The organism is Trabulsiella odontotermitis (assembly GCF_001188485.1).
GTDB classification, from domain to species: Bacteria; Pseudomonadota; Gammaproteobacteria; order Enterobacterales; family Enterobacteriaceae; genus Trabulsiella; species Trabulsiella odontotermitis_A.
In genome coordinates this window covers 47,249-60,657 of the sequence record NZ_JNGH01000124.1, presented here as the reverse complement: position 1 = coordinate 60,657, position 13,409 = coordinate 47,249, and the positions used below count along the sequence as shown (strand labels likewise).

12 protein-coding genes and 2 pseudogenes are annotated in these 13,409 nt (G+C 54.2%); 8 read left to right on the top strand and 6 right to left on the bottom strand.

Translation table 11 applies throughout. From position 1 onward, the window contains the following. Positions 1-215: 215 nt before the first annotated feature. The 6 genes from folE (at position 216) to mglC (ending at position 7,164) form a co-directional block, all read left to right on the top strand. Positions 216-884 carry a GTP cyclohydrolase I FolE gene (folE, locus tag GM30_RS22635; RefSeq protein WP_038154795.1) on the top strand — a complete coding sequence of 223 codons (669 nt, stop codon included), beginning with the start codon at positions 216-218 and terminating at the stop codon, positions 882-884. A 15-nt stretch (positions 885-899) separates the two neighbouring features. After that, positions 900-2,057: a DUF418 domain-containing protein YeiB gene (yeiB, locus tag GM30_RS22630; protein WP_049850429.1), complete on the top strand. Its 1,158-nt coding sequence runs from the start codon at positions 900-902 to the stop codon at positions 2,055-2,057. 154 nt (positions 2,058-2,211) lie between these two features. Further along, on the top strand, positions 2,212-3,237 hold the full coding sequence (gene galS, locus GM30_RS22625; protein ID WP_049850428.1) for an HTH-type transcriptional regulator GalS: 1,026 nt from the start codon (positions 2,212-2,214) through the stop codon (positions 3,235-3,237). 285 nt (positions 3,238-3,522) lie between these two features. Beyond that, positions 3,523-4,518 carry a galactose/glucose ABC transporter substrate-binding protein MglB gene (gene mglB / locus GM30_RS22620; RefSeq protein WP_049850427.1) on the top strand — a complete coding sequence of 332 codons (996 nt, stop codon included), beginning with the start codon at positions 3,523-3,525 and terminating at the stop codon, positions 4,516-4,518. Positions 4,519-4,617: 99 nt separating this feature from the next. After that, the gene (gene mglA, locus GM30_RS22615) at positions 4,618-6,138 is read left to right on the top strand and encodes a galactose/methyl galactoside ABC transporter ATP-binding protein MglA (protein ID WP_049850426.1); all 1,521 of its coding nucleotides are present in this window, start codon (positions 4,618-4,620) and stop codon (positions 6,136-6,138) included. A 15-nt stretch (positions 6,139-6,153) separates the two neighbouring features. Further along, positions 6,154-7,164: a galactose/methyl galactoside ABC transporter permease MglC gene (gene mglC / locus GM30_RS22610; protein ID WP_049850425.1), complete on the top strand. Its 1,011-nt coding sequence runs from the start codon at positions 6,154-6,156 to the stop codon at positions 7,162-7,164. 46 nt (positions 7,165-7,210) lie between these two features. Here mglC and GM30_RS22605 read toward each other — a convergent pair whose 3' ends face one another. The 5 genes and pseudogenes from GM30_RS22605 to GM30_RS22585 form a co-directional block, all read right to left on the bottom strand. After that, positions 7,211-8,128, bottom strand: coding sequence for an SIR2 family protein (locus GM30_RS22605; protein WP_049850424.1), 918 nt, complete (start codon positions 8,126-8,128; stop codon positions 7,211-7,213). Positions 8,129-8,133: 5 nt separating this feature from the next. After that, positions 8,134-8,850 carry an outer membrane permeability protein SanA gene (sanA, locus tag GM30_RS22600; RefSeq protein WP_049850423.1) on the bottom strand — a complete coding sequence of 239 codons (717 nt, stop codon included), beginning with the start codon at positions 8,848-8,850 and terminating at the stop codon, positions 8,134-8,136. A 125-nt stretch (positions 8,851-8,975) separates the two neighbouring features. After that, positions 8,976-9,747 (bottom strand): annotated as a pseudogene (cdd, locus tag GM30_RS22595) (cytidine deaminase). A 127-nt stretch (positions 9,748-9,874) separates the two neighbouring features. Next, positions 9,875-10,570 carry a CidB/LrgB family autolysis modulator gene (locus GM30_RS22590; protein ID WP_049850422.1) on the bottom strand — a complete coding sequence of 232 codons (696 nt, stop codon included), beginning with the start codon at positions 10,568-10,570 and terminating at the stop codon, positions 9,875-9,877. Continuing rightward, positions 10,567-10,965 (bottom strand): CidA/LrgA family protein, encoded by a 399-nt coding sequence (locus tag GM30_RS22585; protein WP_049850421.1) that lies wholly within the window; start codon positions 10,963-10,965, stop codon positions 10,567-10,569. Before GM30_RS22585 ends, GM30_RS22590 begins: the two co-directional genes overlap by 4 nt. Before the next feature lie 232 nt (positions 10,966-11,197). On the opposite strand from GM30_RS22585, the pseudogene GM30_RS22580 reads away from it, so the two are divergent. After that, a pseudogene (locus tag GM30_RS22580) lies at positions 11,198-12,072 on the top strand (tRNA-dihydrouridine synthase). On the opposite strand, the gene GM30_RS22575 reads toward GM30_RS22580, so the two are convergent. Further along, the gene (locus tag GM30_RS22575) at positions 12,069-12,647 is read right to left on the bottom strand and encodes a DedA family protein (RefSeq protein ID WP_049850420.1); all 579 of its coding nucleotides are present in this window, start codon (positions 12,645-12,647) and stop codon (positions 12,069-12,071) included. The pseudogene GM30_RS22580 and the gene GM30_RS22575 sit on opposite strands and share 4 nt — an antisense overlap. A 165-nt stretch (positions 12,648-12,812) precedes the next feature. Here GM30_RS22575 and GM30_RS22570 point away from each other — a divergent pair, with 165 nt between their 5' ends. Next, a complete protein-coding gene (locus GM30_RS22570; protein WP_049850419.1) occupies positions 12,813-13,400 on the top strand; it encodes a Yip1 family protein in 588 nt (195 codons plus the stop codon). Positions 13,401-13,409: the final 9 nt, after the last annotated feature.

The window sequence follows — 13,409 nt, the reverse complement described above, 5'->3', positions numbered from 1 at the left end:
CGCCATGGCTGACGCAACAACTGGAGCCCGCGCTGGGCATTGCGGCGGTGGCGCTGCTGATTGGTGGCGCGCTGGTGTGGCGTCCGCAGAAATAAAAGGCGACGGCAATTACAATAATTATCGTTACGACTACTGGATTATGTGCGCCACCTCACGCAAAATGAGGGACCCTTTGACCCTCCAGGGCGAAGGTCGCCACACCGCAGGAGAAAAAAATGTCATCACTGAGTAAAGAAGCTGCACTTGTTCATGAAGCACTGGTTGCTCGTGGGCTGGAAACGCCACTGCGCCCGCCGGTGCACGATATGGACAACGAAACCCGCAAGCGTCTGATTGCCGGACATATGACCGAGATTATGGAACTGCTGAATCTTGATCTGAGTGACGACAGCCTGATGGAAACGCCGCACCGCATCGCCAAAATGTATGTCGATGAGATTTTCTCGGGGCTGGATTACGCCAATTTCCCGAAAATCACCGTCATCGAAAACAAAATGAAAGTCGATGAGATGGTGACCGTGCGCGACATCACCCTGACCAGCACCTGCGAACACCATTTCGTGACCATCGACGGTAAAGCGACGGTGGCGTATATCCCGAAAGACACGGTGATTGGCCTGTCGAAAATCAACCGTATTGTGCAGTTCTTCGCCCAGCGTCCGCAGGTGCAGGAGCGGCTGACACAGCAGATCCTGACCGCGCTGCAAACGCTGCTCGGCACCAACAACGTGGCAGTGTCCATTGATGCCGTGCACTACTGCGTGAAAGCGCGTGGCGTGCGTGACGCGACCAGCGCCACCACCACCACCTCGCTCGGTGGCCTGTTCAAGTCCAGCCAGAACACCCGCCAGGAGTTCCTGCGCGCCGTGCGCCACCTCAGCTAATTGCGGAGCCGGGAAATGGAAAGGAACGTCACGCTCGACTTTCTTCGTGGCGCCGCCATTCTCGGTATTCTGCTGCTCAATATCAGCGCCTTTGGTCTGCCAAAGGCGGCTTACCTCAATCCTGCCTGGTACGGCGATATCACCCGCAGCGACGCCTGGACGTGGGCGATCCTCGATCTGCTGGCGCAGGTAAAATTCCTTACCCTGTTCGCGTTGCTGTTTGGCGCCGGGCTGCAGCTATTGTTACCGCGCGGTAAAATCTGGATCCAGTCGCGGTTGACGCTGCTGGCGCTGCTCGGGTTTATTCATGGTCTTTTTTTCTGGGATGGCGATATTCTGCTGGCCTATGCACTGGTCGGGCTGGTGTGCTGGCGGATGATCCGCGATGCGCAGGGCGTAAAATCGCTGTTTAACACCGGCGTGATGCTGTACCTCACGGGCGTGTGCGTGCTGGTGCTGCTCGGAATCATTACCGGCGATGCGGTGAACCGCTCCTGGGTACCCGATGCCGCGCACCTGCAATATGAACAGTTCTGGAAATTAAAGGGCGGCACGGAGGCGGTCAGTAACCGCGCCAGCATGTTGTCGGACAGTCTGCTGGCGCTGGGCGCACAGTACGGCTGGCAACTGGCGGGCATGATGTTGATGGGCGGTGCGCTGATGCGCAGCGGCTGGCTGAAAGGGCAGTTTAGCCTGCGCCATTACCGTCGCGTCGGGGCGCTGCTGATTATCCTCGGCCTGCTGATCAACCTGCCTGCGGTCGTCGCGCAATGGTGGCTGAACTGGGACTACCGCTGGAGCGCATTCCTGCTGCAGGCGCCGCGTGAGCTCGGTGCGCCGTTGCAGACTATCGGTTATGCCGCGCTGGTCTACGGCTTCTGGCCGCAGATCTGCCATTCTCGCCTGGTGGCGGCTATTACCTGCGTCGGCCGCATGGCGCTCTCCAATTATCTGCTGCAAACGCTGATCTGCACGACGCTGTTTTATCATCTTGATCTGTTTATGAAATTTAACCGACTACAGCTGTTAGGTTTCATCCTTCCTGTCTGGATCATCAACCTCACCTTCTCCGTCCTCTGGCTCCGTCGTTTCCGCCAGGGGCCGGTGGAGTGGCTGTGGCGGCAATTAACCGCACGTGCGTCAGGCGTTTCATTGCGCCATACATCCAGATAACGATCTGGATCACAATCATTAACAAAACGAATGTAAGCGTTTCCATCCTTGTGACATTTCTCACGTAGTCCACGCCCCCGCACTGACACAATGTCTTACTTGCTGAAACAGGGGGTGACTGTGGAGTGCTGCAAATTACAACAGGGTGGTGACAATGATCACCATTCGTGATGTTGCCCGTCAGGCGGGCGTTTCGGTTGCTACGGTTTCCAGGGTGCTGAACAACAGTCCGCTGGTGAGTCCTGACACGCGGGAAACCGTGATGAAGGCGGTAAGCCTGCTGGGCTACCGCCCGAATGCCAATGCGCAAGCGCTGGCAACGCAGAGCAGCGAGACGATTGGTGTGGTGGTGATGGATGTCTCGGATGCGTTTTTTGGTGCGCTGGTGAAGGCCGTGGATACGGTGGCGCAACAGCATCAAAAATATGTGCTGATCGGCAACAGCTATCACGAGGCCGAAAAAGAGCGCAACGCCATTGAAGTGCTGATCCGCCAGCGCTGTAACGCCTTGATTGTCCATTCAAAAGCACTGAGTGACGAAGAGCTCGGGGCGTTCATGGCGCACATCCCTGGCATGGTGGTGATCAACCGTATTGTGCCGGGCTATGCGCATCGCTGCGTCGGGCTCGACAATATCAGCGGCGCGATGATGGCGACGCGGATGTTGCTTAACCACGGCCATCAGCGTATCGGCTATCTGGCCTCCAGCCATGGCATTGAAGATGACGCGCTGCGGCGTGAAGGCTGGAAGCGTGCGCTGGACGAGCAGGGCATTGTGGCACCGGAGAGCTGGATCGGCACCAGCACGCCGGATATGCAGGGCGGGGAGGCGGCAATGGTCGAACTACTCGGGCGTAACCTCGGGCTGACCGCGGTGTTTGCCTACAACGACAGCATGGCGGCCGGGGCACTCACCGCATTAAAAGACAATGGCGTTGCGGTGCCGCAGCATCTGTCACTCATTGGCTTCGATGATATTCCTATTGCCCGTTACACCGATCCGCAACTGACTACCGTGCGCTATCCCATCGTGTCGATGGCTAAACTGGCGACGGAACTGGCGTTGCTGGGGGCCGCTGGCAAGCTGGATGCTGCGGCGACGCACTGCTTTATGCCGACGCTGGTACGCCGTCATTCGGTGACGCAACGGCAATCTGTGGGGACGATCACTAACTTTTGATTTGCGGTCATGTAACCGCTTCCAATCTGTGAGTAAATTCACAGTAACTTAACATTACGCTGGGCTATGATGGCAGCGTTTGTAAGGCTCTGGCGCTATGTCACGGTGATTAATCACTTTTTGCATCGCGTAAAGCTGTAAACATTCAATTAAACGCACACTGGAGCGTTACCGAACACGGAAGAGAGTCATTTATTTGATCAGTTAACTTCGGCGGTCAGTAACACTTCATTAACGTTGCGCCCGCCGAGATTACTACCCTGCATAATAAAAACCGGAGATACCATGAATAAGAAGGTGTTAACCCTGTCTGCTGTTATGGCAAGCATGTTGTTCGGTGCCGCTGCGCACGCTGCTGATACCCGTATCGGTGTGACTATTTATAAATACGACGACAACTTCATGTCCGTCGTACGTAAAGCGATTGAAAACGACGGCAAATCTGCGCCGGACGTTCAACTGCTGATGAACGACTCCCAGAACGACCAGTCCAAACAGAACGACCAGATTGACGTTCTGCTGGCGAAAGGCGTGAAAGCGCTGGCGATTAACCTCGTTGACCCGGCAGCAGCAGGCACGGTCATTGAGAAAGCGCGTGGGCAGAATGTGCCGGTGGTTTTCTTCAACAAAGAACCGTCGCGCAAAGCGCTGGATAGCTATGACAAAGCCTTCTATGTCGGTACTGACTCTAAAGAGTCCGGCATTATCCAGGGCGACCTGATTGCAAAACACTGGCAGGCCAACCAGGGTTGGGATCTGAACAAAGACGGTCAGATTCAGTTTGTACTGCTGAAAGGCGAGCCGGGCCACCCGGATGCTGAAGCGCGTACTACTTACGTGATTAAAGAGCTGAACGACAAAGGTATTAAAACGCAGCAGCTGGCGCTGGATACTGCAATGTGGGATACCGCTCAGGCGAAAGATAAAATGGACGCCTGGCTCTCCGGTCCGAACGCGAACAAAATCGAAGTGGTTATCGCCAACAACGACGCCATGGCAATGGGTGCAGTTGAAGCCCTGAAAGCGCACAACAAATCCAGCATTCCGGTATTTGGTGTGGACGCCCTGCCAGAAGCGCTGGCGCTGGTGAAATCCGGTGCCATGGCCGGTACCGTGCTGAACGATGCCAACAACCAGGCAAAAGCCACATTTGATCTGGCGAAAAACCTGGCTGACGGCAAAGAAGCAGCCGCGGGCACCAGCTGGAAAATCGAGAATAAAATCGTTCGCGTTCCGTACGTGGGCGTAGATAAAGATAATCTCGCACAGTTCGTAAAATAATAATTCGGGCCGCCATGTGACGCCCGTTTACTTGTAGTACCGATACTCCCCGTGCTGAGCAATCAGCACGGGAAAACACACGCGCAGCCAGGTATAACTATGGTCAGCAATAATACAGCGTCGACAGGCGAATTCTTGTTGGAAATGAGCAATATCGACAAGTCCTTTCCCGGTGTAAAGGCGCTCGATAATGTGAACTTAAAGGTGCGTCCTCATTCTATCCACGCCTTAATGGGCGAGAATGGTGCTGGTAAGTCAACATTATTGAAATGTCTTTTTGGCATCTATCAAAAAGATGCCGGGAGCATTATTTTTCAGGGCAAAGAGGTCGATTTCCATTCTGCGAAAGAAGCGCTGGAAAACGGTATTTCAATGGTACACCAGGAGCTTAACCTGGTATTACAACGTTCTGTGATGGATAACATGTGGCTGGGGCGTTACCCCACCAAAGGCATGTTTGTCGATCAGGACAAAATGTATCGCGACACCAAAGCCATTTTTGACGAACTGGATATCGATATTGATCCGCGCGCCCGCGTGGGGACATTATCCGTTTCGCAAATGCAGATGATTGAAATTGCGAAGGCGTTCTCCTATGACGCGAAAATCGTCATTATGGATGAGCCCACGTCATCACTGACGGAAAAAGAGGTGAACCATCTCTTTACCATTATTCGCAAGCTGAAAGAGCGTGGCTGCGGCATCGTGTATATCTCGCATAAAATGGAAGAAATTTTCCAGCTGTGCGATGAAATTACGGTTCTGCGCGACGGTCAGTGGATTGCCACCCAGCCGCTGGAAGGGCTGGACATGGACAAGATCATCGCCATGATGGTAGGGCGTTCGCTGAATCAGCGTTTCCCGGATAAGCAGAACACCCCGGGCGAAGTGATCCTTGAGGTCCGCAATCTCACGTCGCTCCGTCAGCCGTCGATTCGCGATATTTCGTTTGATCTGCACAAAGGTGAAATTCTCGGCATTGCCGGGCTGGTCGGGGCAAAACGTACCGATATCGTGGAAACGCTCTTTGGTATTCGTGAAAAATCGGCCGGCACCATCACCCTCCATGGTAAGAAAATTGATAACCACAGCGCCAACGAAGCGATTAATAACGGCTTCGCGCTGGTAACGGAAGAGCGCCGCTCAACCGGGATTTACGCATACCTGGATGTTGGTTTTAACTCGCTTATCTCCAATATTCGCAATTATAAAAACAAGGTGGGTTTACTGGATAACTCGCGTATGAAAAGCGACACCCAATGGGTGATCGACTCCATGCGGGTAAAAACGCCAGGTCACCGTACTCAAATCGGCTCGCTGTCAGGCGGGAATCAGCAAAAAGTAGTTATCGGTCGTTGGTTATTAACCCAGCCGGAAATATTGATGCTTGATGAACCGACGCGTGGTATTGACGTTGGTGCGAAATTCGAAATTTATCAGCTGATTGCTGAACTGGCGAAAAAGAATAAAGGGATCATCATCATCTCTTCTGAAATGCCAGAGCTGCTGGGCATTACTGACCGTATTCTGGTTATGAGCAATGGGCTCGTCGCCGGTATTGTTGAGACCAAAACGACAACGCAAAACGAAATTCTGCGTCTTGCGTCTTTGCACCTTTAAGATCAGGGGCCACTCATGAGTGCGTTGAACAAAAAAAGCTTTCTTACTTATCTGAAAGACGGCGGTATTTACGTCGTTCTTTTAGTCTTGCTGGCGATTATTATTTTCCAGGACCCCACATTCTTAAGTCTGCTGAACTTAAGTAATATCCTGACGCAGTCTTCCGTGCGTATTATCATCGCACTGGGGGTTGCTGGCCTGATTGTCACCCAGGGGACCGACCTTTCGGCTGGTCGTCAGGTGGGGCTGGCAGCGGTTATCGCCGCAACGCTCCTGCAGTCCGTCGAGAACGCCAACAAAGTGTTCCCGGAAATGGCCACTATGCCGATTCCGCTGGTGATCCTGATTGTCTGTGCGATTGGCGCGGTCATCGGTCTGGTGAACGGCATTATCATCGCATACCTGAATGTGACGCCATTTATCACCACGTTGGGTACGATGATTATCGTTTATGGGATCAACTCCCTGTATTACGATTTCGTCGGCGCATCGCCGATTTCCGGGTTTGATTCCCACTTCTCAACCTTTGCGCAAGGGTTTGTGGCGCTGGGCACTTTCAGGCTCTCGTATATTACTTTCTATGCGCTAATCGCCATTATTTTCGTCTGGATCCTGTGGACGAAAACCCGCTTCGGCAAAAACATTTTTGCTATCGGCGGTAACCCGGAAGCGGCGAAAGTGTCAGGTGTTAACGTTGGTCTGAACCTGCTGATGATTTATGCGCTGTCCGGCGTGTTCTACGCCTTCGGTGGTTTGCTGGAGGCCGGGCGTATCGGCTCCGCAACGAACAACCTCGGCTTTATGTACGAACTGGACGCCATCGCCGCCTGCGTGGTGGGCGGGGTTTCCTTCAGCGGCGGTGTTGGTACCGTGCTGGGGGTGGTGACCGGTGTGATTATTTTCACCGTCATCAACTACGGCCTGACCTATATCGGCGTGAACCCGTACTGGCAGTACATCATCAAAGGGGCAATTATTATCTTTGCGGTCGCGCTGGATTCCCTTAAGTACGCGCGCAAAAAATAAGATCTCCTGCGTTCTTCAGACCCGGCATGGTATTTCCATGCCGGGTTTATTCTTCACTCTTCTCGATATCCGCAATTACGGCAACGTAATACGCCTTTTCGTCGTCTTTTGACCGGTGAAAATGCTGACCCAGTCTGTCATTAACAATCACGCCGACGCTCTTCAGCAGGGTAATTTTGGCCTGCGATTTCTCATTGGCCGCGAAGCTGGCGGGAACGTAATAGACAATCTGGTTGCTAATTTCTTTGTCGCTTTTTTTCAGTAAGCGGCAGCGCTCGCGAAAGGTTAACAACCACCACAAATCGATTTCCACAAAGTCCAGCGTCAGGCCGAAAATATAGACATTGCGGCGGAAAAAATTATCGATCCAACTGTATTCATCGCCTGGCGTGCTTAAGCGTCGGATAAGTGGCTTGAGATCGTTAAACTCTTTTCTGGTATAGCTGCTGCCGGTGGCGGTGTAGTTACGCATCGCCTGCAAATAACCGCTGTAGTGCTCGTAACCTAAGGTAATGGAGTTAGCGACGGTGATATCGCCATGGATATGCCAGAGACGCTTATCGTTAATCTGATGATGGCGGAAAACGCTATATTTTTGCTCTTTGATAATCCCGTCGTTTTTAATCTCAGGAAGAGCCTTTACACAGCTTTCAAGCGCCAGATCGTAGTTGGTCGTCATAACGTTCTGGCAATTGAGCGTCATGATGTGCCGGTGAATATCGTTGAAAGTAATGGTCTGAATTTTATCCGCAATAAAGCGTTTGATAGTGCTTTCGGTGCGTGCGCTGTGCTGCGTTTTTAGAATGTTGAAATAGATCTCTTCGTAGGCGAGGGGAAAGGGTTTGTTATTGGTATCAATGGCAATTTTGTATTTTGCGCCAAGGCTTTGCAGGACATCGAACCAGGAATTGCCGTCGGCCAGATTATTAATACCGTTCCCTACCAGAAGCGCATAGTGGCTCATGTCGCCTACCTTTGTTTGTCCTGCAACTCCAGTAATTGCTCAGGGGTGACGGATGGATACCCCTGCGCATCTTCCGGGACTTCATGCTGTGATGGAATGGGCACCAGCGGGCCTAAGAAGCGCGGCTCGCGTTTGAACAAATAGAGATCCGCCAGTGCGCCGAAGCGGGCGCCAAATTCGCGCAGCCGGACGCTGAGCATATCTTTTGGCGACGGCACGGCGTAGCACTGCGCCTGAATTCCCATGTGCAGGGCGATAAACAGCGCGCGCTCACAGTGAAAACGTTGAGTAATGATGATGAAATCGTTGGTATCAAATACCCTGCGGGTACGGACGATAGAGTCGAGTGTTCTGAAACCCGCATAATCGAGCACAATATCGGTCGAGTCAACGCCCGCAGCGATAAGATCTTTGCGCATCGTCACCGGTTCATTATAGCTCTGCAGGGCATTGTCGCCGCTCAGCAGCAGGAAGTTCACCTTGCCGCTGTTATAGGCATTGAGCGCGCCCTGAATGCGGTAGCGGTAATACTGATTGATGACGCCAGTGCGGTAATATTTGGCGGTGCCGAGCACCACGCCAACCTGACGATAGGGCAGGTCCTGCAGCTCGTCGTAGATATACGGCGCGGTTTTCCAGCTCATCCAGCGATCGAGACCCAGCACAGTCAACAGCAGCAGGCCGATAAGGACTAACAGGCTGTATAACACGCGCTTTAACATGAACTTGACTCGATGGCAGAATTTATTTCACTCAGGCTACTTTACCCGCCCGGTAAGCGCAAGAAACAACAGGTTAATTGGGGGGATTTTCATCAGTGCGGGCGGCGAGGCCCGCACGAGGGGGATCAGGACAGCAGAACGCGGTCGAGACTCTGGCAACCGAGCGCTCTGAGCGTTGCGGCGGTAGCGTCCCATTGAATTAGCGAGGCGTCCGCGCGTTCGGCCAGGATCGCGCGTTGAATATCCGGATAGTCGTAACCGTTGAGGCTCAGCAAATTCAGCGCGCCCTGCAGCGNGGTCCCCCGCCTTAATGGCCGCCTGCGCCAGCGCATCGCCTTCCAGTTTGTAGCCGTGATCCTGTTCGTCCATCAGCAGCGTTTTGATCTCCAGATCTTTCGGCCCAAAGGCATCCGGCAGGTAATCTTTCAGCGTATGCGGCGCACGTCCCGGCAGGTTGATGCGCAGCGCCAGACCGCTGTTCAGTTCGTTCATAAACTGACGACAGTGGCCGCACGGCGTGTAGTTAACGGTAATGGCCTGCAGCGATTTTTCCCCACGCAACCAGGCGTGACTGATGGCGCTCTGCTCGGCATGCACCGTCTGCTGCATGGTGGCACCAATGAACTCCATATTGCCGCCAAAATACCAGGTGCCGCTGATGCCGCGGGCGATGGCCCCGACATTAAAATGAGAGAGATCGGCGCGGGCGCAGGCCGCCGCCAGTGGCAGAAGGGCGAAAGCCAGCGCGTCTTCGTCCAGTCCCGTGGCCTTCTGCAATGCCGCGACCTGTTCTGCCGTCAGCAGTGCGGGAAAATGCTCATCTGCCAGGATAGGGGCCAGAGCTGACTGCAAATTTTCTGCAAGCTGTGCAAAAGCAGAATGAAAACGTGAATGCATGGCGTTGCCTCTTAACAATGTAATGGGATCGTAGTTTACGGGCCTGTAACGGCTTTATATGTGATCTACTTCGCACTACCTGTGCAACTTATGAAATTCAACGCAAAAATGTGTGATGTATCGCCTTTTAGTGCATGGCAGCCAGCAGAACCGGGAAGATCAACGGCGCCAGCAGAGAGGTGATAATCCCGCAGATCACCAGCGCCAGTGAACTGAACGCCCCTTCCTGATAATCCAGCTCAGCGCAGCGGGCGGTGCCCAACGCATGCGACGCGGTGCCCATCGCCAGCCCGCGCGCGGCTTTGGTGCGGATGCGCATCAGGTTAAGCAGCGTATGGCCAAAAACGGCACCGAGAATGCCGACAAAAATCACGCATACCGCGCTGATGGCCGGAATGCCACCCAGGCTGCCACCCACCGCCATCGCAATCGGCGTGGTCACGGATTTTGGCAGCACCGAGGCGGCGATTTCAGGCGTTGCGCCCATCAACAGCGCCACAGCGGTGCCGCTCACCATCGCCACCAGGCTGCCGACAAAGCAGATAGTGATGATGGACTTCCAGCGGGCGCGGATCTGGTGCAACTGTTCATAAAGCGGGAAGGCGAGGGCAACCACCGCCGGTTGCAGTAAATCATTAAGGATTTTACTGCCCTGAAAATAGTGATCGTAAGGAATGCCGGTCAGCAGCAGGAAAGGAATAATCACCACCATCGCCACCAGCAGCGGGTTGAGCAGCGGCATCTTAAAACGCGCGGCCAGCTTGCGGGCGGCAAAAAAGACCAGCAGGGTCAACGGCAGTGACCACCAGATGTAATGCATCATTCTTCCGTTCCTTTTTGCCCGACCACTTTACGTTCGCCATGGACGAGGTGCGAGCTCCAGCTCACCACCAGAAACACCACCAGCGTACTGATGGCGCACGAGACCACCACCGGCCCGAACTGCGCGCGCAGCAGATCAACATATTGCATCACGCCGACGCCGATAGGCACAAACAGCAGCGCCATGTAGCGAATCAGCACATAGCAGCCCGGATTCACCCATTTTGCCGGCATGATTTGCAGCGCCAGCAGAACAAACAAAATCAGCATGCCGATGATGCTGCCGGGGATGGTAATAGGCAGCAGGGCGGCGATAAAATTCCCGGCGTACAGACAGGCGTAAATCAGGACGAACGCTCGCAGGTACTGCCAGATAGTCTTCAGTGTTTGGCTCATGAAAATTACCCTTGATGAAACGCATTCATCATACAATTAAAGTCAGAAATGTGCTACCGATCACATCATGAATTCTGAGCATACCTGTGATTCCCCGGAGGCACATCTGGCATTCCAACAAATGTGACGGCAAAAAGTGATGTAAAAGAGTGTAGCCTGAAGCTTTTATAACAGACTTCATTCCTGCTGAGGATAAGGCTAAGATAGCGCCTCTTTTTCTCCGGGTATCGATATGCGTGTATTACTGGCGCCGATGGAAGGTGTGCTCGATTCGCTGGTGCGCGAGCTGCTGACCGAGGTTAATGATTACGATCTCTGCATCACCGAATTTTTGCGGGTGGTGGATAAGCTGCTGCCGGAAAAATCGTTTTACCGCATTTGCCCGGAACTGCATCACCAGAGCCGCACCGGCTCCGGCACGCCGGTACGCGTTCAGCTGTTAGGGCAATACCCGCAATGGCTGGCGGAAAACGCCGCCCGCGCTGTTGCGCTGGGGTCGTGGGGCGTGGATCTCAACTGCGGTTGTCCGTCGAAAGTGGTGAACGGCAGCGGCGGCGGGGCGACGTTGCTGAAAGATCCTGACCTGATCTATCGCGGGGCCAAAGCGATGCGCGAAGCGGTGCCTGCGCATCTGCCGGTGACGGTGAAAGTGCGTCTCGGCTGGGACAGCGGCGACCGGCAGTTTGAAATCGCCGACGCGGTACAGCAGGCGGGCGCGACGGAACTGGTGGTGCATGGTCGCACCAAAGAAGACGGCTANGCGAAATCTGGGACTGGCAAAGCGCGCAGGCGTGCATGGCGACCACCGGCTGTGATGCGGTAATGATTGGCCGCGGAGCGCTGAATGTGCCTAATCTGAGCCGGGTAGTGAAGTACAACGAACCGCGCATGCCGTGGCCTGAGGTGGTGAAACTGCTGCAGACCTATTCCCGCAAGGAAAAACAAGGCGACACCGGGCTGTATCACGTTGCCCGTATCAAACAGTGGCTTGGGTATTTACGCAAAGAATACCGTGACGCCACGGCGTTGTTTACCGTCGTCAGAACCTTGCAGGACTCTGCCGCCATCGCGGAGGCGATTGAGTCTTATGCCATGCAAAACGCCTAATCCTCTTCCTGCGCCCGTTTTTTGTCGCGCCGTTTGAGCCACCAGCGCACGGCAACCACCAGACCCACCGCCAGCGCCAGCCAGATCCAGTGCTTAAGATGCTGATTAAGGCTGTGCAGCCACGGGCCGATCACCTCACCGCCGACGTAGCCCAGTGTGGTAAACAGCAGCGACCAGATAATCGCGCCGAGAATATTTAGCGGCAGGAATATTTTCGGCGGCAGGCGGCTGGCACCAATCAGCAGCGGACCGATCACCCGAAAGCCATACATAAAGCGGGTGCCGATAACGAACAGATAAGGACGATGCTGGATCAACCGCTGTGCCGCGCGGATTTTGCCTTTATGGCGTTTGAACCGCCGCAACAGCCGTCCGCCAAAGCGACGACCGAGCAGGTAAAGCACCTGGTCGCCGATCATCCCGCCAAGGGCCACAGACACCACCACCAACCAGAATTTAAGTAATCCCTGATGTGCCGCCACCCCGCCCAGCAGGGTGACCGTTTCTCCTTCCGCCAGGCTGCCAATGACCAGCGCAGCGTAACCATACTGCGAAACCAGACTATTGATATCCATACAAAGTAAGGACTCCCTGAACAAAGCTTATCGTTAAGCATATACCCTGTGACGGCATAACAGGGAAATAGCGTTACTCTGCTTTTTTGGTCAGTACATAAAATAATCTATCAGCGTGTCTTATACTTGAAGGGTGATTCTACGAAGCCGTGACAAGGGGGTTTTATGAACCATGTCTGGGGACTGTTTTCACATCCCGAGCGAGAAATGAACGTCATCCGTGGCGAAAATGAAACTGTTTCGCATCACTACACTCACCATGTGCTCATCATGGCGGCGATCCCGGTGATCTGCGCCTTCATTGGTACCACGCAACTGGGCTGGAATTTTGGTGACGGCACCGTCGTGAGGCTGTCGCCGATTACCGGTTTGTTCATCGCTATCCTCTTTTATGCCGTGATGTTGATAGGGGTCGCGGCGATGGGGCGGGTGATCTGGTGGATGGCGCGCCACTATCCGCAGCGCCCGTCGCTCCGGCACTGTATGGTCTTTGCCGGTTATGTCGCCACACCGCTGTTTCTGAGCGGGATTGTCGCGCTCTATCCGCTGGTCTGGCTTTGCGTGCTGGTGGGGACGGTGGCGCTGTTCTACACGGGGTATCTGCTCTACCTCGGTGTTCCTGCCTTCCTCAATATCAACAAAGAAGAGGGCTTAAGTTTTTCCAGTTCGACGCTGGCCATCGGCGTGCTGGTGCTTGAAGTCCTGCTGGCGCTGACGGTGATCCTCTGGGGTTACGGTTATCGCCTGTTCTGATCTGTCCTG